This is a genomic window from Paenibacillus lentus (assembly GCF_003931855.1).
Taxonomy (GTDB): Bacteria; Bacillota; Bacilli; order Paenibacillales; family Paenibacillaceae; genus Fontibacillus; species Fontibacillus lentus.
Genome location: NZ_CP034248.1, coordinates 3,077,186 through 3,094,940, shown reverse-complemented (window position 1 = coordinate 3,094,940; position 17,755 = coordinate 3,077,186). Strand labels below are relative to the sequence as shown.

Genomic DNA, 17,755 nt, shown 5'->3' with positions numbered 1-17,755 from the left:
TCCTCTACTTAGGGGAATACACAAAAAACTCAAATAATGAGCCGGCTACTTTACCGAATACCATAGCAAGAAGTAACCCGAACAAATAATGCTGCATTTGAAGTCTCTTAGCGAGAATCGGCAAAACATTAAGCACCTCGGTCAATGCTGCTGCGAGCAAGCCGATAAACACGCCGTTCAGCAAGCCGATAATACCGCTGAGCAGCCACGGTCCGTGAAAGTGCCACTGATAAAAATCAGCCGCCGTACCGATCAAGGCTCCACTGACCATTGCTCCCTCATACCAATGCACCTTGTCATAAGAGCCCGTTATTTGCGCCAGCCTCGGAATGACATCAAGTACAATGAAAAGAGCAATGATTCCACCTCCAACCGCTATACCACCAGCCAAGCCAAGGAAAATAAACACCACCGCCGACCAAGGGGAGATCACGGCTCCTTCTCACCCCGTTCTGCCGCTCGATACATCTTCTTATATTCCTCGGAAATCACGAATTGATTCAGATTTTCTTGATACAGGTACATTTCCACCTCCAGTGGAGTGGGCTCTTCATTCCATTTTTTCTTGAACAAATGGTTAAAAAACACGACCATCCCGAATCCTATACCAATAGAATAAGCTCCCTGAAATAAGTAAGGATGTTCATCTCGTTCGCCGGTAATCATCTCGACAATGCGGACTTGAACCGCCTGCATGCTCACATCGGCATGAAAATTCATAATCGTTAGCGCCGAACCGAAGAATAAGAGCAGCCAAACGAGTATAAACAATAGAAACAACGGTTTCTTGCCCGGCCTGACCATTTCTACGAGCACCTGAGGCTCGCCGATATACTCCACCTGCATAGCCGGGGCGCGGGCTTGGATACTCGCTATAATCTGAAGCATATCGATTAGAACCAAATTACCGTCTTGCTCCTCGGGCTTTTTGATCACGACATCCAGAAGATTTGGTTCCAGCTTCGCATCGGTTAGAACGCGCGCTATATCGCGAAGGCGTACAGCCTGGCCAATAGGAAGCTTAACATGCTTCCGCAGCTGCAAATAGATTATAACGGGGCTCTGTTTCATCCTAACACCTCTTTTCAGGACGAATTGACCATAGTATGCCAATAGAGAGGAGGCTTTACTCGTGGTGAATGAAAAGCGGCAGCTACTGCGCGTCTATACAAACAGCAAAAAGCAGCTCTCGGATTAACCGACAGCCGCTCTTGAAAATGGTCTTGTAGGCTTTATGGAACAATCTTACTATTGAGCAATCTGGTCACGGATATTTTGCAGTATTTTTTTCTCAAGCCTGGATACCTGAACCTGGGAAATTCCGAGCCGGCTCGCTACTTCAGACTGAGTTTGATCACGGAAATAGCGCAAATATACGATCAATCGCTCTCGATCAGACAGGCCATGAATAGCTTCGTGGAGCGCCAGCTTATCGAACCAACGATCCTGCGACTCATCCGCAATTTGATCCATCAAGGTAATCGGATCACCATCATTCTCAAATACCGTCTCATGAATCGAGGTTGGCGGTTTATTGGCTTCTTGGGCAAATACAACATCCTCCGGTGTCAAGCCGAGTTCGTCGGCAACCTCTTTGACAGTGGGGAGTCGATTCAGCACCTTTGACAATTCATCCTTCTTCTTGCGTACTTTGTTCGCCATTTCTTTGAGTGAGCGGCTGACCTTGAGCGTCCCATCATCCCGCAAAAAACGCTGGATTTCACCGATAATCATCGGAACAGCATACGTGGAAAATTTGACGTCATAGCTGAGATCGAATTTATCCACTGATTTCAGCAGGCCGATACAGCCGATTTGGAATAAATCCTCGGGTTCATACCCCCGATTCAAAAACCGCTGTACTACCGACCAGACGAGCCGAATATTGCAGTTTACAAGCCGATCACGAGCACCATGATCTCCGGATTGACTCAGAGCGATCAACCGCTTCACTTCGGCATCACCCAAAAACTCTCTTGAGGTTTGCTTCACATCAGCATCCATAGATCCAACCCCTAATTATATAAAGCTTTCTTCGATACAATCCTCTTCTTCATCCGAATGGACGTACCGCCACCCATTTCACTCGTGACGTCGAACTCGTCCATAAAATTCTCCATGATCGTAAAGCCCATGCCCGAACGCTCCAATTCCGGCTTGGACGTGTAAAGAGGCTGCTTCGCAAGCTCTACATCTTCTATTCCTTGTCCCTTGTCCTCAATCACTAAAGTAACCGTGTCCCCTTCAATATGGGCGGAAATCATGACAACCCCTTCAGGGTCACTGTTGTATCCGTGAATAATACAGTTCGTCACGGCTTCAGACACGACCGTCTTAAGATCTGTAATTTCATCCATGGTTGGATCAAGCTGCGATACAAACGATGCAACCGCCACTCTGGCAAAAGACTCATTTTCCGACCTTGCGGCAAACTGCAACGACATAAAATTGTTGGCGGCTTGGCTCATAATGCGACCTCCAATTCAGAGAGCGCGGCGCTCTCGTTCTCGACAATACTCATAATCTTAAAGAGCCCCGACATTTCGAGCAGTCGATAAACGGAACGATTTACGTCGCACAGCACCATTTTTCCGCCTTTGTGCTTGATCAGCTTGTACCTGCCCAAAATAACTCCAAGCCCGGAACTGTCCATAAATTGCAAGGACTTCAGGCTGAGCACAAGATGGCGGCAATCCCCCCGTGCAATTTCTTCATCCATTCGCATACGGACATCATCGGCCGTATGATGATCCAACTCCCCGCTTAAACGCACAATGAGCGTCTCACGGTGTCTTACCATTTCCACATGTAAATTCACGTCTGTTCACTCTCCTCCCTGACATGAACACAACAATTCTATAAGCTTGCCGCGAATTCCTTCTCCTTGACAAAACTAGAAGAAAAAACCTATTAATCTACAAAAAAGAGGTGTGAGGCCGTGCGCTTAAACATCGTCCACCAGTCTGCCTTATTAATATCGGTTGGCGCCTGCAGCTCGAATTCTCGGATCACCTTATCATCCTGATATACGATTAGCTTCCCAATGTTCTGCCCTTTCTTAATAGGAGCAGCCAGCTTCTCAGGGGCCTCCAGCTTATGTGTGATGCTGCCCGGGCTTGCTCCCTTATTGACCAGCACATTTAATTGGCGCGCAGCGGACAGCTCCAGCAGTGAAGACTGTCCCTTCTGAATCTTAACCTTCCCGATCATTTCACCCGCCTTGTAGATCGGCAGCAGAGTATACTGGGAGAAGGCATAATCGAACATTGCGGAAACCTCGCTATTCCGCGTCTTTGTATTGGGTTCCCCGAGCACGACCGCAATCAACCGCAACCCGTCTCTTTGCGCAGTAGCCGCCAAACAAAACTTCGCCTCGGACGTATACCCTGTCTTCAAACCATCGGCGCCGCTATAAAACCTAACCAGCTTATTCGTATTAACAAGCCAAAATGGCTTTTGCGTATTTTGACGCAAATAGTCCTGATAAGCCCCAGTATATTTCGTAACCTCTGGATGTTTCAGCAGTTCCCGACTCATGATTGCAATGTCATAGGCAGAACTGTAATGATTCTCTACTGGCAGCCCATTGCAGTTTTTGAATAGCGTATCCTTCATCCCAAGCTCAGCAGCCCGTTCATTCATCAGACGCACAAAGGCCTTCTCGGAACCGGCAATTTTCTCGGCAATCGCCACGGAAGCATCGTTGCCGGATGCCATCGCAATACCTTTGAGCAGTTCATCAACGGTCATCTGCTCTCCGGCTTCCAAAAATATTTGCGAACCGCCCATGGATGCTGCGTATTCACTTGTTGTAACTTTATCCGTCAGCTTCAAAGTTCCTTTTTCAATTGCTTCCATCGTCAGCAGCATCGTCATAATTTTCGTAATACTGGCTGGCGGCAGCTTTTCATGGCTTTTCTTTTCATAAATAATCGTACCGGTGTCGGCATCCATTAAAATCGCAGAGTTTGCACTATCCGCTAGCAGCGTATCCCCTTCCTCATGTACCCCGCTCGGAGCGGCAGAGATGGCCCCTGGCCAGACTGAAAAGGTAAGCAGCACTGCGATACTCCAAATTAACAACCGCTTGCTCAAGAGTAGTCCTCCTTCAACAGATTTTACAAAATATTGGATTCTGCTAACCTAGTATCGGCGAAACACAGCCAATATATTCCTGCTAAAATAAAAAAACGGCGCTTCCGAAGATCTAAATATAGATCATTTGGAAACGCCACTAAATCGCTTTATTGATTAAGAGCTATTACGGTTTACAGCTTCGGTATAATTCCCAACACGAGGTTCAAAAACTTCTCCCGTACCCGATCCGTCGTCTCAATGACTTCCTCATGGGAAAGCGGTTGATCAAGAATACCGGCAGCCATGTTACTAATGCAGGAAATACCTAATACCTCGATACCCGCATGTCTCGCCACGATGACCTCAGATACGGTGGACATGCCCACCGCATCTGCTCCTAAAGTACGGAACATGCGAATTTCTGCCGGAGTCTCATAAGAAGGGCCTAGGAGGCCGACATACACTCCCTCCTGAAGCGGAATGTCCTTTTCATAAGCAACTTGCCTCGCAATCTCACGTAGTTTGCGACTGTACGCCTCCGACATATCAGGGAAGCGCGCACCGAGCTCAGGATCATTCGGCCCCACCAACGGATTCCTGCCCGTCATATTTATATGGTCCGAGATCAGCATTAAGTCGCCTGGCTCGTAAGATGTATTTATCCCTCCGGCCGCGTTCGTTACAAGCAGCCTGGATACGCCAAGCGCTTTCATGACCCGCACCGGAAACGCGGTTAGCTCCGGCCCGTAGCCTTCATACATATGAAAGCGTCCCTTCATCAGCACTACAGGTGTGCCTTGCACGGAGCCGATCAGCAGTTCGCCTGCGTGTCCTTCTACCGTTGACTGTGGAAAGTAAGGGATATCCTGATAAGCGATACTTACAGCATCATCGATGTGCTCAGCGAGTACTCCTAGACCTGAGCCGAGTATTAGTCCTAGCTTCGGCGTTACGCTTGATTTCGAGCGGATATAATCCGCAGCTTCCTGAATCATTCCTTTTGTTAATGTCGTTGTCATTATACTTGATCTCCTTTGCAAGGTTCATTTCAATCACTATGGTTATTATTGATAATCTCCACGAAATCTCACTCCGCAGATGATTTTGATGCCTGGGTTCGGGCACGAGGGTGAAAAGCTTCATAAACAGATTTCAAATTGGTTTTCGTTTTGTTCAAATACATTTGCACCGTGACCAAATCCGTATGGCCCAGCATCTCCTGCACCGACTTCACATCTGCACCGCCTTCCAGTAAATGCACGGCAAAGGAGTGACGAAGCGTATGCGGGGTAATATCGGTCTCGATACCAGCGTCTTTCCCGTACTTCTTGACGATTTTCCAGAAGCCCTGGCGGGTAAGACGATCTCCTCTCGCGTTCGTGAACAGCACATCGGCGGCAGACTCTCCTAATAGGCGGGGACGGCTCTCCTCTAAGTATCGCTGAACCCAATTCGCCGTAAGGGTACCTATAGGTATAATTCTTTCCTTCCCGCCCGAGCAACGGACGTACCGCATCGAAGTATCCACGTCCTGAACATTCAAGGAAATTAACTCGGAAACTCGAATGCCCGTGGCGTAAAGCAGTTCCATCATGGCTTTATCTCGTAATCCGGGTGCTTGCGAAGTGTCGGGCCTGTCCAACAGTAGATCAATTTCCTCCACGGTTAAGGTTTGCGGTGCAGACTTGTCGATTTTAGGCGACTCAATCCAATGTCCAGGATCATGATCGATAAGTCGTTCTTGCTGCAAATATTGAAAAAAAGCACGCAAGGAAACTGAGGACCGGGCGATCGTGGCCGGAGCCTTGCCCGCCTTGCTTAACGTTGAAAAATACAGCTTCACGCCTGCCTTGGTCATTTGGCCTGGCTCTACAATTTCCCGCTCCCGCAAATAACCGATGAATTGCTCAATGTCTCTTTTATAACATTCCAATGTCGCCGTACTCAACCTTTTATGATCCGTTAAATAACCCATAAATGGGGCAACATATTGTTCCAAGACTCGCGCCCCCCAATTCTTTCTTGTATTTCTTCTTTATTCCCCGTACCAATAAAATAGCTTTAAGCGATTAGCCATATATTCGAAGCCCTTTCCACCGGTTCCCTCCGTCTGAAACGCCTTAACGGCGGCGCCATCGGGAATACGGTATTTATCTGGCGGGAACAAATATCCGCCGAATGCCCCCATCACCTTGTACAACAAATAAGCCAGAGCTAGAAAAATTGCCACAAACTTTACGCTTTGCAGACATTTTCGAAGTGAGATTACCATTAAGCCTCTCCCTCTTTCTATACCCGTTCTCGCCTGCCACCCAGCAAAAGCAGACCGGGGACAGACGCCTTGAGTATATTATATAAGAGATGAGGAGGGATTATGTGGCTTGTTCCATAACAAAAAAGAATTCATATCTTTCGAAGTATTCACAGCAGATCGACTGGGACAGACGATGACTTTTCTTGCGAATATTGAATTATTCAGCTCCGTAAGAACTCTTAAATGATGTAACCTTAAAAAAAGCCCCTCACAGCGCGGCGGCCGTGTGGAGCTTTAGATTCGGACTTAAAATTCTATTCGCCGGATTCAGAATTGTTATCATCCTTATCTCTACAACGATAACATATCCCGTGGAAATCAAGACGGTGGTCGAGAACAGTAAAATTAAACTCTTTCTCCAGCCTTTCTTCCAGTGGCCCAAGCCAATCCTCGCGGATTTCATCCATCGCTCCACATTGTACACAAATGAGGTGATGGTGATGATGCTTGCTCGTGTCGGTTCTTAAATCATAGCGGGCAACGCCATCGCCAAAATTGATTTTCTCAACGACATGCAGTTCACTTAGCAACTCCAGAGTACGGTAAACGGTCGCAAGACCGATTTCAGGAGCTATATCTTTCACGAGCATGAAAACATCTTCCGCACTAAGATGATCGTCTTCGTTCTCGAGCAGTATCCGTACTGTAGCTTCCCGTTGGGGCGTCAATTTATAACCCTGGGATTGTAACTGCTGCTTGATTTTGTCGATCTTTGCTTCCATGTTCTCCCTCCCCCAGGAATCGCCGCTCATTGATATCATATCTACAATCACTTCTTTCATTATAGGGGGAGTTAATCAACAAAGTCAAACATTTTGCTAGAGTTCTAAGCTGGACTAATTGATACAAAGTGTTTAGATTTTAAGGAAGCAGTATGATTTCTTATACCTTGATAATCCCAGTGCCTTAATTTATGAATTAAACGCAAAAAATCATGATGACGTTGTGGAGTTTATTACCGACGATCAAGGAGAACTTAATAGAGAGGTATTTGAACGCTGGTTTTAACTATTATCACGGAATTGAAAAAAATATAATTTCATAATTAAAAACGAGAAAAGGAGCCCCACGACCGTAGTCATAAGGCTCCTTTTTTCCGGATACCATTTATTTGATCAGTCTACCAAGAATAGTTCCCAACATCCCAATGTCTACCGTATCGATTGCTTTCCAATCTGGCGCTTTGTTTGCCACGGCCGCCCCCTCCTTTCGTTTTAGCCCCAGGTATTTAGCGAGTCCAGACACATGGCCCTGGATGATCGCTTCGATCACCTCTGGCCGTTTAAACCTTCCGGCGTCGGCCGCAACATCAATAAACAAGCACTCTGTCAGGACGGCCGGCATTTTGCAATCCTGGGGGGATAGGGGCGCCTAACCGACCAGCATTTTCAATAAGACTTAACAACTCGATGCCAGGTACTCGTAATCACAAACGCCCAATTCATTACTGCTGGTTTTGTAAATAAACTGCCCTAGATTAGCTAAGACGACACTTTTAGCATCTTTTTTAATTCCTACTCTATCACTGCCATCAGCATCATAATCAAGTGTAACTCCTTTCCCTGTGAACTTAATAATTTGTTGTATGGTTACTGCATCTGTATCTGCAAACTCTATTGCTTCTAGTTGATCCGTTGATCTAAAAATTCTAATCATCTTCAACACCCTTCGAATTGTTGTAGTTTCCTTCCGTTATTCGATGGCATACCATGCGAATGGTTCATCAGCTTTGCCTGTATTGGTATCTATTCTAAGACCACCTTGATACCAACTACCTCCGAATGTCTTATAACGACCGTCGTCAATTACGATACTTGTTGACATAGTCCCGCGATGCGCCACCCCGAAATAATTACTCCAACGCTTGTAACGATAGAAAAATGTTTGAGGATAAAAATCCATACCTCGAACCACAATATGACCGTTAGATTCTGTAACACCTTCGCCCTGTGCTGTTCTCTTCATGGGTATTTGGTGAATCTTTTGCGCCAAAACGGTGTTAGAATCGTCGACCGATGCAGGTATACTTTTAGTTGTAATAGCATAGGCCAAAGCTTCCTTTTCAGCTGTGGTTAACCGTTCTAAAATTCCTTGTATGCCAAATATGTTCACATCTTTGGGCAGATTACCCGAACTAAGCTGCGGTGACGCTGCATATACCCACGAGCTGCCATTATAGTACCCAGCTGGTGGCTGAAAAAACACTCTAATCCCCGGCTCTCTGGCTGTATCTGTCGCTAGTTGGTGGTGTGCTTCTGCGCTACGGTTGATCATCGTTCCAGTGAATGCCCCACTTGCGTTTGAAGCTGTATAACCTTGTAGCAATTGCGCCGCTGTAGCATTCCCAGTCGCCTTGATAATCCCTGCCATCTTCGCAATCAACGAATCCCAACTCTCGCTCGTGGATGCCGAAATTCCTTTGGCAACAAGCGCGGCAACCACTTCCGCTTTCCGCTCATTGCCAAGCTGAAAAGCCGCTGCTGATGCTGAGTTTGCTGCATTGGCTGTAGTCTGGGCTGCTGCGGCCGCATCGTAGGCCAACTTTACTGCCTTTGAGGTTGCTGCCTGTGCTTCACTTGTACTATTCGTTGCATTCGAAAGTTGTACAATCCCCGCTTCCGTTAACGATGCCGTTGGAACCTCAATATGATCCACATCCATACGCAACTGATTAATTTCTCGCCCAATGTTATTGAAGTCATCCGGTTTCACTGTATCTGTTAATGTCCAATCTGTTTTTGCCATGGATAAATACCTCCGCTTTTTATAGTTCTCAGTAGCTAATTCTTATCTCTGCTACATTCATACTATAAGAAGCACAAGGTATTTATTGGCCTTAGTGCGGACAGTAAGGGGACGTGGAGAGGACAGAAAATTTCACTTTAGGGAGACACTTTGATCATCTTCAACACCCTTCGAATTGTTATATCCCGCGAGAGGAAATGCAGTCCAAAGCTTTCCTCCCGTTACTACTCACAGGGATTTTTTTCACTCCATTACGGTATACCCCCATGTGGCGGAATATCTAATAGATGTTATAAAATCAAACTTAAACCCTCCGCTAATTATCTCAAACACTTGCTGGCTTGTAGCACCTCCGATACGCCCGCCCACATTCAAAGTATTTACTGAAATCAATGAGGGCGCATCTAGGCTATAAACTCCAAAAATAGCATCGATTGGAGGTTTATACACAATAATATTACGTAATGCAAACGGTATTCCGGTAACCGCTGCCGCTGCTGCCGTATTTGCTGCGTTAGCTGTTGTTTGGCCCTGTAACTTTTTTGATGTAGTAACCATTTCCTGCTAGAGGGGAAATAGAAGATAAATTCTCATTAGTTTGGTTATCATTGCTGGTCGTGTTAATTGGAGAGAAATATCTGAAGAACGAGGAGCTTCGTGAATTTCTCGAAGCTGTAAATTGCGGTCTTTATGGGGATAAAGAGGCTTTTTATTTGTTTGCTTTCAGCGGATTACGTTCTGGGGAACTTTGTGCCCTAAATGGACCAACATTAACTTCAAAACTCGCGAGCTACGAATAACGAAAACTTTGTACTCATCAGAGAACAATATGTACAATTATGAGCTTACACCACCAAAGACTGTCGGATCAATTAAAACTATTGAGCATGAGGATAGTATAATTATAATGCCAACGGAATTAAAATCTAGCGACCAGGTGAGGACGTTGTAAAAATCCAACCAGGATTTTTACGATGAAAGTTTTACTTCTATGAGATAATTAAATTCGCAAAAATAGCAAATTACTTTTGGAACGAATAAATCGTATCTTAAAGAGAACATCTGTCGCATAGAAGACGACTCCCCATATTTTTAGGCATATACACATGTAACTAAAAAAATGAAAAAGGATGCTACCGAAAAAGTGAAAATTCACTTTGGGAGTATCCTTAATCCAGAAGAAACGCAGTAAATGTGATTTTTTCGTGTTTTTATTGTTCTTTATACCGTCCACAAACCCAATAAAACCAATAGATTCAAGGCTATTTACTGCATCATCGGAGTAACCCATCCCATCATGACCGGGGTAACCCAGGTTTCAAAGGATGAGGCACCCAGCATGACTACGGCCAGAACTAGAGTTAGCGCCGTATAAGTCAAAAAAGGGCGTGCGGCGCTCCCGCTACGGTTCATCAGCACTCGATTTCGAATAATATTCAGTGAAAAGCCGATAGCCGCCACGCTGCCAATCAGCAGCACAGGGATAATAAGCAAATTGTGCGGAGCGACGGATACCATAGCGAACAACAGGCCTTTCCACGTAAATTGGCCCACTAAACAACCAACGGTAAAACCGATCAGAACGCCCTTCAGGAAATCCAGAATAAGAATCCCCGGAAGTCCGATGACTGATAACCCCAAAATCCAAATCAATCCCAGCCATTTCAAATGCAGGAGTGCAACTTCCCATAACGTTAATGGGTAAAAATCAGCTCCACCCTCGTTGACGGACATAAAGAAATTCCCCAAATAACGAGACAAATCCTGCTGCTGCTCAAATGTAAGAGCATTGACCATCAGCGCGCCGAACACGACACCCATTAGAAAAAGCACCGATACAAATACATACAAAGGGGTCTGATCCTTCAGAGCATAACGAAAAGGTCGAAGCATGCGGGCATACTCCTTTCAATGTTCACATGATTTGTTCACATGATTTACTAGAACGAACGAAAACCTCTTTAGTAAAAATATGAACAAGCCCGCTCGCTTATGCTCTATTTGCTCAATCCTTTTGATTTATCAACCTTGCCGTATGTTCCGCCACCGCCCGAAGATAGGGCTAGGCGTCCTACTCGCGCTGCACAGATGCTTCCGGCAAGTTCGCTGCCGACGACCTCAGACAGTTCCTGCTCAGACACCTGATGCAAAATATTCATCTCCGTTCCAAAGGCCCGCAGCAATGCTTCAAATTTTGCAGGCCCGAGACCCGGAATGAACTCTAGCGGCACCTGGTAATGATAAGGCGGGCGATGCGCCGGAACTGCAGGTTCTCTCCGATCCGCGATAGAGCGTATCCGATCCTGTACACCGCGCACCAGCTTCGTAGAGCCGCAATATGGACAACGTTCAACCGCGATGTCCGCCTCGTCGATAATATAGCTGCATCCGCCGCAAAATGTCCGGTGATACTTTCCTAGACGCGGATTCAAACCGTAATTGGCAGCTACCCCTCTTCCCTCTTTCCTTTTCAGAGCTTTCTCAAACTCCTGGAAGTTTGGCTTGGCAATCCGCAGCTCATTATACTCCCTGCCGATTTTACCCAGGGAATGAGCATCTGAGTTCGTAAGTATCGTGTAGGGATCCAGTTCGCTGAGCAAACCCGCCATTTCGCTATCCGCGCTCAGACCCAGTTCCACAGCGCTAACCCGCTCAAGATCCAGCACCTGCGCCATTTGAGGCGCACAGCTGCCGTATATGCTGCGATGAGGAGTAAAAATATGCGCCGGGATAACAAGGCCACCTCTTTCGTACACTTCTTGCTGGAGCTTTCGAGCAGGGACATATACGCGCTGCGAACTCAAATGCACGTTCTTCATATACTTCTCCAGCCATTTCGTGAAGGATTTCATCGATGCTATATCTGGATAAAAAACGAGCAAATGAGCCGGCCCCATCCCCGGCTCGCGAATTTCAAGCTCACTGCCCAGCAGAATCGTCGTTCCTCCGTAGGCGATCCCCCCCTCCTGCAGCTCTTTCATCTCGCCGGCCTGGAGATAATTATCGATATCCTGCTGTACGCCCGGAGAATGGCAGTCGATAATCCCAATCAGGGAGATCCCTTTGCGTTCCTCTGCTTCCCTTGCGATATTGCCAAAAGTCAAATTCCGGCTGCCGCTGATTTTAACGGGATTACCCGCGTTGGTCCGCCCAATGTGTACATGAAGATCTGCGAAGCACCTTCCTAAGGATTCCCCACCGCAGACACTATCGGTGCTTGTGACTGATACTTTATCGGTCATACTCATATACCTTGGTTTCCGTGATGAACAGACCGTCTTTGCTGCCATATATAGGCGGCTAAAATCGTCTTAGCATCCGAAATTCGCCCTTCCGCGATGTACTGCTGCGTCTCCTCGAAGGTTGCTTGAATGATTTCCAGAAATTCGTCCTCGTCCGGTGATGCTTCACCTTCAGTTAAGTCATCGGCCCAATATAAATGAATCAATTCGTCGGCAAATCCTGGCGACGTGTAAAAGGAATGCAGAAGAGTCAGCTGGCTGCAGCGATACCCCGTCTCCTCCTCCAGTTCGCGTCTTGCCGCCTCCAGCGGATCCTCACCCTGTTCTAGCTTCCCTGCCGGAATTTCCAACTCACAGCGCCCCATCGCTTGGCGATATTGATCCACGAGCAGCAATCGACCATTATGGACAGCCAGGACGGCTACGGCGCCCGGGTGCTTCACGATTTCCCGCTTACCCTGGGTACCGTCGGGCAACTGAACCGTATCCACTTGCAAAGAGATGACTTTACCCGCAAAAATATGCTCCGTAGATACGGTAGTTTCTTTTAACTTATCGTTTGCTGATGTCATTGAAATCCTCCCTAATGATTCGCATTCATAACTTGTCCTTTATAAACATATGTTGTTATTATACTAAACCCGAATAAGAAAGGGGTATCGCTGATGAAGAGCTATTTCTCGGACAACTCTCTTCGCGCCCAAGGCAAGGCCTGGCAAATTCGTATAATGCTAAACCAATGGCAGCAGCAATCTGAACCAACTAGAAAGTTGAAAGATTTTATTGCGTGTCGGCTGAATTTATATTCGAAGGTGATCGACCGTGAATACGAGTGAGAGATGTGAATCCTTCATGCAAGCCGCGACAGTTCCCTTACCAAAATATGAGCAGCGATTGCTGCAAATCGGGCTTAACCTGCATCGCTCCCATACAAGCGATGAAGATATTTGTAATACGCTAAGGGATCTCATAGAGCAGGACAAGCTTCCGAACGGCAAAAATCTACTCGTCTCCATCTTATATCAGCTTGGAGCCTATCATAGCGCTGCAGCGCTGATTACCCCGGAGCTGCTGCACGAGGAGCCCATGCGATTGAAGTATGCCGAAGCATTGATCCATATCGGCTGCGTAGAGCAAGCTACTGCCTTCATCGAGAGATGCCTGAAAAACACTACACAGGTCGATGATGCAAAGCTCAGTAATAAAATGAATCAGTTATTCGATATTTGCCAGCTTCAAATTCAGGGAGGCAGCCTGCCCAAGAACATCCCTTTTTCCCGCTTAGCTGCTTTCATCGGTCAAGCAGTCAAGTATGGATTGAATGAATTAGCCTTTAAGCTGGCTTCATCTGGCGATCATTATCTGCAATGCCTGTTCATTGATGCTCTTTACCGAGAAGGGTATAACATTGCTGCGAAAAATCATCTTTCCCGGCTTCCCGATCCGCTTTCATTAGGCGCCCAGCGCATATTCCAACAGGCCGCGTTTATTTCGGCGGAAATGCTACATGATGATGCAAACTATGCGGAAGCTTCCCACATTTTTAATGCACTCATTCAGCAAGCCCCCGATATGGCACAGGCACGTTTTGGCGCGGCATCCTGCTACTTGCACGAAACGATAACCAACCTGTATAGACGCATTGAGCTTTACCATCCTGCCGAAGAGGCCAGGCTCAAAATCGATAAGTATCTAGACAAGATTCAACAAACTTTGCTCGTTGTTAACAAATCAAATTGGCATACAATATGGAGTCCCGCCCAACAAAGAAATTTACAACACTCCAGAGCCGTCCATCTGAACTAATAGGAAGAAGGTGCCACAGACAACCCAGGTTCAGTTATCAGGACACCTTCATCAAATTTTTACTAAGGATTCGCCATTTAGGAATTCACCGTTTGCGCAACGATTTCCAGACCATACTCAGCCAGTTTCACGATATCTTCGCTCTTGATGCGTTCCTCCGTCGTATGAATCCCTTCATATCCTACAGCAAGATTTACCGTTGGAATTCCGAATCCATTGATGATATTAGCATCACTGCCTCCGCCAGAGGTGAAGGTTTGTCCGGAAAGCCCGAGCTTGCCTGCTGCTTTTTGAGCCAGCTGAACGACGGCGTCCTGCTCTCTAAGATGAAAGCCTGGGTAGATCGTAGTGCTTGTAAACTCCCCTCTGGCGCCAAAATCACGGCAAGCCGTATCCACAGCATCCTTCATCAGCGCGAGCTGTTTCTCCACCTTCTCTTGGGACAGACTGCGTGCTTCGGCATATAGCTTGACATAATCAGTAACGACATTCGTTGGCCCGCCACCTTCAAACTTGCCGATATTGGCCGTTGTTTCCTCATCGATGCGCCCTAGTTTCATCCGGGCGATTGCCTTGCCTGCTACCTGAATCGCACTGATCCCATCCTCAGGGTTTACACCGGCATGTGCAGATTTGCCAAATATTTCAATCTCGATTCGTGTTTGGGTCGGAGCGCCCACACAAATCGAGCCGACTTCCCCATTCGAATCCATCGCGAAGCCGAAGCTAGCATCAACAAGATTCCGATCCATGGCTCTCGCACCGAGAAGCCCCGATTCCTCCCCGACAGTGATGACAAACTGGATCTGCCCATGGGGAAGCTGCTGTTCCTTCAACACCTGAATTATTTCAAGCAGAGCAGCTAAACCCGCCTTATCATCCGCACCGAGAATCGTTGTTCCATCACTGCGAATCCAACCATCCTCCCCAACGATTGGCTTAATTCCATTTCCAGGTGCAACGGTATCCATATGGCAGGTGAACAGAAACGGCTCCACTTGGATACCTGATGTTGCTTGCAAAGTAGCTATTAAATTGCCTGCTCCATGTCCGGTTCTCTTCTGTGAGTCGTCTTCGACGACATCTAATCCAAGCTCGGTGAACTTGAATTTTAAGAAATCGGCTATTTTTCGCTCATTCTTCGTTTCGCTATCGATTTGCACTAATTGCATAAACTGTGCGATGATTCTGTCCTTGTTAATCACTGGACTTTCCTCGCTTTCTTTTTTACGCTAATATTAAGATATATAGATCAAGTACAAGTTAAAGGAGCTTCTAAAATTTATGATGCAAAAAAAATGGTTCAAATTCGTCGTATACCTTATGCTATCCGCCATGATTGGCTCTATGCTGCTGGCGTTCCTTGAGCCGCTGCTTATTCGCTAGAGCAAGCTATTCCCAGTATGCGTTAAGCTCGTTAATTTGAAACACCTCATTAAAATACGGCACGATTTCACGGGCAACCTGTTCTACCGAAAGGACAAGCCCTGTCATATCCTCCAAAGATGTTACGCCAAATTCTTGAATGCCGCAGGGGATGATACCGCGGAATCCCTCTTCCTGAATCCCGGATTTAATGTTGAACGCAAAGCCATGGCTTGTAATAAATCCTTTTCTCTGGCGGCATTTATTGAATTTCACGCCGATCGCAGCAATTTTAGCATCCCCCACCCACACGCCGGTGTACCCCGATTTCCGCTGACCTGTAATTCCGTACTGAGCCAAGTAATTGATGATAACCTGCTCGATTTCTCTTAAATAACCATGCAGATCAATCCCCTTATTCCCGTCGAGCCAAAGCAGCGGGTATCCGACAAGCTGACCAGGTCCATGATATGTAATATCTCCTCCCCGATCGATTTCAAACAGGGAAATCCCACGTTCCTTCAGCTCCTCCGGACTCAGCAGCAAGTGCTCCGGATGGCGCGAAGAGCCAATCGTATACGTTGGCGGATGCTGAAGAAGCAGCAGGTGTCCCTGCTGCTGTCCCTCGTCAATCGCCTTCACGATCTCTTTCTGCCTCTCCCAGGCCTCTCCGTATTCCATCATCGGGAAATATCTGACTTCCAAAGATCTCGTCATACGGTTCATCGCCTTTCTATTGATTCATGAAGACTTACATCATATGGCTTAATGAAGCTGTATTAATAAACTTGTGTATCTAGAGAGTAGCTCTCCATATTGTCCTTGACTCGCTGCATGAATCTGCCGCAAATCACCCCATCCAGGATACGATGATCAAGTGACAGACATAAATTCGCCATCGACCGAACGGCAATCATATCGTTAATGACAACGGGCTTCTTCACAATCGATTCAAACGTCAGAATCGCCGCTTGCGGATAATTGATAATCGGCTGAGTTAGGATAGAGCCGAACGACCCCGTATTATTAACCGTAAACGTTCCGCCCTGCATGTCATCCAGCTTAAGCTTGCCGGCTCTGACCTTCGTCGCCAGATCTTCGATCTCTCTGGCCAGTCCAGCGATATTCTTCTGATCCGCCTTCTTGATAACCGGGGTCATAACGGAATCCTCCGTACCGACGGCAAGTGAAATGTTAATATCGCGCTTGACGATAATCTTATCGACCGCCCACACGGAATTCATAATCGGATAGTCCTTAATGGCGCCGACAACGGCTTTAAGTAGGAAAGCGAGATAGGTTAGGTTCACACCTTCTCTTTGCCTGAATTCATCCTTGAGCTTATTGCGCAGCTGCACCAAATTGGTCACATCGACCTCGATCATCATCCAGCCATGAGGAATTTCCGACACGCTTTGGCGCATTCGCGTAGCAATCGTATTTCGAATTGGTGTTACATCGATGAAATACTCTGAACGGTCGCTGCCCTCAACTTCAATCGTCGGAATTTTCGGCGTCTCCGACAAATGCAGGCCAGAGTTGCGCACGGGCTCCACGGACGCCTGGCTTAGATCAGCCAGCGAAGGTGATGCCTCTGCAGGCGGTGTATTCGCTGGTACCTGCCGGGATGCTGGAGACATTTGGGCCGGGGCGGAGGCTTGGTAATCATTTTGCCCGGCGCCCGCAACTGCGCCTTTGTTGCTCTCCAAGTAATTCAGCACATCCTTACGGGTAATTCGGCCGCCAAGTCCACTACCGGAAATAGCCCTTAGATCTAGACCATGCTCCTGTGCTAGCGTCTGAACGGCAGGAGAAAATCGACTGCGCTGTGATTGATCGCCTGTTGCTCCTGGCACTTCAGTATCCAAAGATGCTGCCGGAGGCTGGCCCGTAGAAGCAGTTGCCGAAGAGGCTCCGGCTAAGGCGTTAACAGCTTCATTTTTTCCTGTCTCGATTCTGCAAATCACGGCTCCAACCTCGATCTCTTGTCCTTCTTCAGCCAGCAACTCACCCATGACCCCATCCAGGGTAGATGGTATTTCAGCATTTACCTTATCAGTAATAACCTCACAAATCGGCTCATACTGCTCTACAGAATCTCCCGGCTTCTTCAACCACTTGGCAATGGTCGCTGATACGAGCGATTCCGCAAGCTGTGGCATCACGACATCCTGTACTGTTTTATTTGATGACATATCGTCTCACT

23 protein-coding genes are annotated in these 17,755 nt (G+C 47.0%); 3 read left to right on the top strand and 20 right to left on the bottom strand.

The annotated features are described in order from the left end of the window. Positions 1-4 precede the first annotated feature (4 nt). From EIM92_RS13845 to EIM92_RS13760, 17 genes are all read right to left on the bottom strand, one after another. Entirely contained in the window at positions 5-433 is a 429-nt protein-coding gene (locus EIM92_RS13845) for a stage V sporulation protein AB (protein WP_125083142.1), read from the bottom strand. Continuing rightward, positions 430-1,071, bottom strand: a complete 642-nt coding sequence (locus EIM92_RS13840) for a stage V sporulation protein AA (protein ID WP_125083141.1) — start codon at positions 1,069-1,071, stop codon at positions 430-432. Before EIM92_RS13840 ends, EIM92_RS13845 begins: the two co-directional genes overlap by 4 nt. A 177-nt stretch (positions 1,072-1,248) precedes the next feature. Continuing rightward, on the bottom strand, positions 1,249-2,004 hold the full coding sequence (gene sigF, locus EIM92_RS13835) for an RNA polymerase sporulation sigma factor SigF (RefSeq protein WP_125083140.1): 756 nt from the start codon (positions 2,002-2,004) through the stop codon (positions 1,249-1,251). Positions 2,005-2,015: 11 nt separating this feature from the next. Next, entirely contained in the window at positions 2,016-2,468 is a 453-nt protein-coding gene (gene spoIIAB / locus EIM92_RS13830; RefSeq protein ID WP_125083139.1) for an anti-sigma F factor, read from the bottom strand. After that, positions 2,465-2,818, bottom strand: coding sequence for an anti-sigma F factor antagonist (spoIIAA, locus tag EIM92_RS13825; protein WP_125083138.1), 354 nt, complete (start codon positions 2,816-2,818; stop codon positions 2,465-2,467). Before spoIIAA ends, spoIIAB begins: the two co-directional genes overlap by 4 nt. A gap of 92 nt (positions 2,819-2,910) precedes the next feature. Further along, on the bottom strand, positions 2,911-4,095 hold the full coding sequence (locus EIM92_RS13820; protein ID WP_125083137.1) for a D-alanyl-D-alanine carboxypeptidase family protein: 1,185 nt from the start codon (positions 4,093-4,095) through the stop codon (positions 2,911-2,913). Between the two features lie 173 nt (positions 4,096-4,268). After that, complete coding sequence (locus EIM92_RS13815; RefSeq protein ID WP_125083136.1) at positions 4,269-5,096, bottom strand: purine-nucleoside phosphorylase; 828 nt, start codon at positions 5,094-5,096, stop codon at positions 4,269-4,271. 68 nt (positions 5,097-5,164) lie between these two features. Next, positions 5,165-6,076, bottom strand: a complete 912-nt coding sequence (gene xerD, locus EIM92_RS13810) for a site-specific tyrosine recombinase XerD (protein ID WP_125083135.1) — start codon at positions 6,074-6,076, stop codon at positions 5,165-5,167. A gap of 36 nt (positions 6,077-6,112) precedes the next feature. Beyond that, positions 6,113-6,349: a DUF4227 family protein gene (locus EIM92_RS13805; protein WP_125083134.1), complete on the bottom strand. Its 237-nt coding sequence runs from the start codon at positions 6,347-6,349 to the stop codon at positions 6,113-6,115. A gap of 296 nt (positions 6,350-6,645) precedes the next feature. Continuing rightward, positions 6,646-7,113: a ferric iron uptake transcriptional regulator gene (fur, locus tag EIM92_RS13800; protein ID WP_125083133.1), complete on the bottom strand. Its 468-nt coding sequence runs from the start codon at positions 7,111-7,113 to the stop codon at positions 6,646-6,648. Positions 7,114-7,498: 385 nt separating this feature from the next. Then, positions 7,499-7,735, bottom strand: coding sequence for an N-acetylmuramoyl-L-alanine amidase CwlD (locus EIM92_RS13795; RefSeq protein ID WP_246020971.1), 237 nt, complete (start codon positions 7,733-7,735; stop codon positions 7,499-7,501). Between the two features lie 54 nt (positions 7,736-7,789). Further along, positions 7,790-8,047 carry a hypothetical protein gene (locus EIM92_RS13790; RefSeq protein WP_125083132.1) on the bottom strand — a complete coding sequence of 86 codons (258 nt, stop codon included), beginning with the start codon at positions 8,045-8,047 and terminating at the stop codon, positions 7,790-7,792. 36 nt (positions 8,048-8,083) lie between these two features. Then, positions 8,084-9,136, bottom strand: coding sequence for a phage tail protein (locus EIM92_RS13785; protein ID WP_125083131.1), 1,053 nt, complete (start codon positions 9,134-9,136; stop codon positions 8,084-8,086). Between the two features lie 243 nt (positions 9,137-9,379). Then, positions 9,380-9,694, bottom strand: coding sequence for a hypothetical protein (locus tag EIM92_RS13780; RefSeq protein ID WP_125083130.1), 315 nt, complete (start codon positions 9,692-9,694; stop codon positions 9,380-9,382). Between the two features lie 708 nt (positions 9,695-10,402). Next, entirely contained in the window at positions 10,403-11,029 is a 627-nt protein-coding gene (gene spoIIM / locus EIM92_RS13770) for a stage II sporulation protein M (protein WP_125083128.1), read from the bottom strand. Between the two features lie 104 nt (positions 11,030-11,133). Next, positions 11,134-12,378: an endonuclease Q family protein gene (locus EIM92_RS13765; protein ID WP_125085183.1), complete on the bottom strand. Its 1,245-nt coding sequence runs from the start codon at positions 12,376-12,378 to the stop codon at positions 11,134-11,136. A 2-nt stretch (positions 12,379-12,380) separates the two neighbouring features. After that, entirely contained in the window at positions 12,381-12,950 is a 570-nt protein-coding gene (locus EIM92_RS13760; RefSeq protein WP_125083127.1) for an NUDIX domain-containing protein, read from the bottom strand. Between the two features lie 93 nt (positions 12,951-13,043). Here EIM92_RS13760 and mciZ point away from each other — a divergent pair, with 93 nt between their 5' ends. Beyond that, positions 13,044-13,214, top strand: coding sequence for a Z-ring formation inhibitor MciZ (gene mciZ, locus EIM92_RS13755; RefSeq protein WP_125083126.1), 171 nt, complete (start codon positions 13,044-13,046; stop codon positions 13,212-13,214). Then, positions 13,201-14,184 (top strand): hypothetical protein, encoded by a 984-nt coding sequence (locus EIM92_RS13750; RefSeq protein ID WP_125083125.1) that lies wholly within the window; start codon positions 13,201-13,203, stop codon positions 14,182-14,184. The genes mciZ and EIM92_RS13750 overlap by 14 nt, the downstream gene beginning before the upstream one ends. A 77-nt stretch (positions 14,185-14,261) precedes the next feature. Here EIM92_RS13750 and EIM92_RS13745 read toward each other — a convergent pair whose 3' ends face one another. Then, positions 14,262-15,389 carry a M20/M25/M40 family metallo-hydrolase gene (locus tag EIM92_RS13745; protein WP_125083124.1) on the bottom strand — a complete coding sequence of 376 codons (1,128 nt, stop codon included), beginning with the start codon at positions 15,387-15,389 and terminating at the stop codon, positions 14,262-14,264. 79 nt (positions 15,390-15,468) lie between these two features. Between EIM92_RS13745 and prli42 the strand changes: the two genes are divergently transcribed. Continuing rightward, entirely contained in the window at positions 15,469-15,570 is a 102-nt protein-coding gene (gene prli42, locus EIM92_RS13740; RefSeq protein ID WP_125083123.1) for a stressosome-associated protein Prli42, read from the top strand. Positions 15,571-15,576: 6 nt separating this feature from the next. On the opposite strand, the gene lipB is transcribed toward prli42, so the two are convergent. After that, complete coding sequence (lipB, locus tag EIM92_RS13735; RefSeq protein ID WP_125083122.1) at positions 15,577-16,266, bottom strand: lipoyl(octanoyl) transferase LipB; 690 nt, start codon at positions 16,264-16,266, stop codon at positions 15,577-15,579. A gap of 62 nt (positions 16,267-16,328) precedes the next feature. Beyond that, positions 16,329-17,744, bottom strand: a complete 1,416-nt coding sequence (locus EIM92_RS13730) for a dihydrolipoamide acetyltransferase family protein (RefSeq protein ID WP_125083121.1) — start codon at positions 17,742-17,744, stop codon at positions 16,329-16,331. Between the last annotated feature and the right edge of the window lie 11 nt (positions 17,745-17,755).

What these genes read in the sequence shown, in the direction of transcription:
- EIM92_RS13840 (WP_125083141.1), bottom strand. Translation starts at nt 1,071, where the DNA reads ATGAAACAGAGCCCCGTTATAATCTATTTGCAGCTGCGGAAGCATGTT.
- EIM92_RS13765 (WP_125085183.1), bottom strand. Translation starts at nt 12,378, where the DNA reads ATGACCGATAAAGTATCAGTCACAAGCACCGATAGTGTCTGCGGTGGG.
- spoIIM (WP_125083128.1), bottom strand. Translation starts at nt 11,029, where the DNA reads ATGCTTCGACCTTTTCGTTATGCTCTGAAGGATCAGACCCCTTTGTAT.
- prli42 (WP_125083123.1), top strand. Translation starts at nt 15,469, where the DNA reads ATGATGCAAAAAAAATGGTTCAAATTCGTCGTATACCTTATGCTATCC.
- mciZ (WP_125083126.1), top strand. Translation starts at nt 13,044, where the DNA reads ATGAAGAGCTATTTCTCGGACAACTCTCTTCGCGCCCAAGGCAAGGCC.
- EIM92_RS13815 (WP_125083136.1), bottom strand. Translation starts at nt 5,096, where the DNA reads ATGACAACGACATTAACAAAAGGAATGATTCAGGAAGCTGCGGATTAT.
- EIM92_RS13795 (WP_246020971.1), bottom strand. Translation starts at nt 7,735, where the DNA reads ATGCCGGCCGTCCTGACAGAGTGCTTGTTTATTGATGTTGCGGCCGAC.
- EIM92_RS13730 (WP_125083121.1), bottom strand. Translation starts at nt 17,744, where the DNA reads ATGTCATCAAATAAAACAGTACAGGATGTCGTGATGCCACAGCTTGCG.
- EIM92_RS13785 (WP_125083131.1), bottom strand. Translation starts at nt 9,136, where the DNA reads ATGGCAAAAACAGATTGGACATTAACAGATACAGTGAAACCGGATGAC.
- EIM92_RS13805 (WP_125083134.1), bottom strand. Translation starts at nt 6,349, where the DNA reads ATGGTAATCTCACTTCGAAAATGTCTGCAAAGCGTAAAGTTTGTGGCA.
- lipB (WP_125083122.1), bottom strand. Translation starts at nt 16,266, where the DNA reads ATGACGAGATCTTTGGAAGTCAGATATTTCCCGATGATGGAATACGGA.
- EIM92_RS13760 (WP_125083127.1), bottom strand. Translation starts at nt 12,950, where the DNA reads ATGACATCAGCAAACGATAAGTTAAAAGAAACTACCGTATCTACGGAG.
- EIM92_RS13780 (WP_125083130.1), bottom strand. Translation starts at nt 9,694, where the DNA reads ATGGTTACTACATCAAAAAAGTTACAGGGCCAAACAACAGCTAACGCA.
- fur (WP_125083133.1), bottom strand. Translation starts at nt 7,113, where the DNA reads ATGGAAGCAAAGATCGACAAAATCAAGCAGCAGTTACAATCCCAGGGT.
- sigF (WP_125083140.1), bottom strand. Translation starts at nt 2,004, where the DNA reads ATGGATGCTGATGTGAAGCAAACCTCAAGAGAGTTTTTGGGTGATGCC.
- spoIIAB (WP_125083139.1), bottom strand. Translation starts at nt 2,468, where the DNA reads ATGAGCCAAGCCGCCAACAATTTTATGTCGTTGCAGTTTGCCGCAAGG.
- EIM92_RS13790 (WP_125083132.1), bottom strand. Translation starts at nt 8,047, where the DNA reads ATGATTAGAATTTTTAGATCAACGGATCAACTAGAAGCAATAGAGTTT.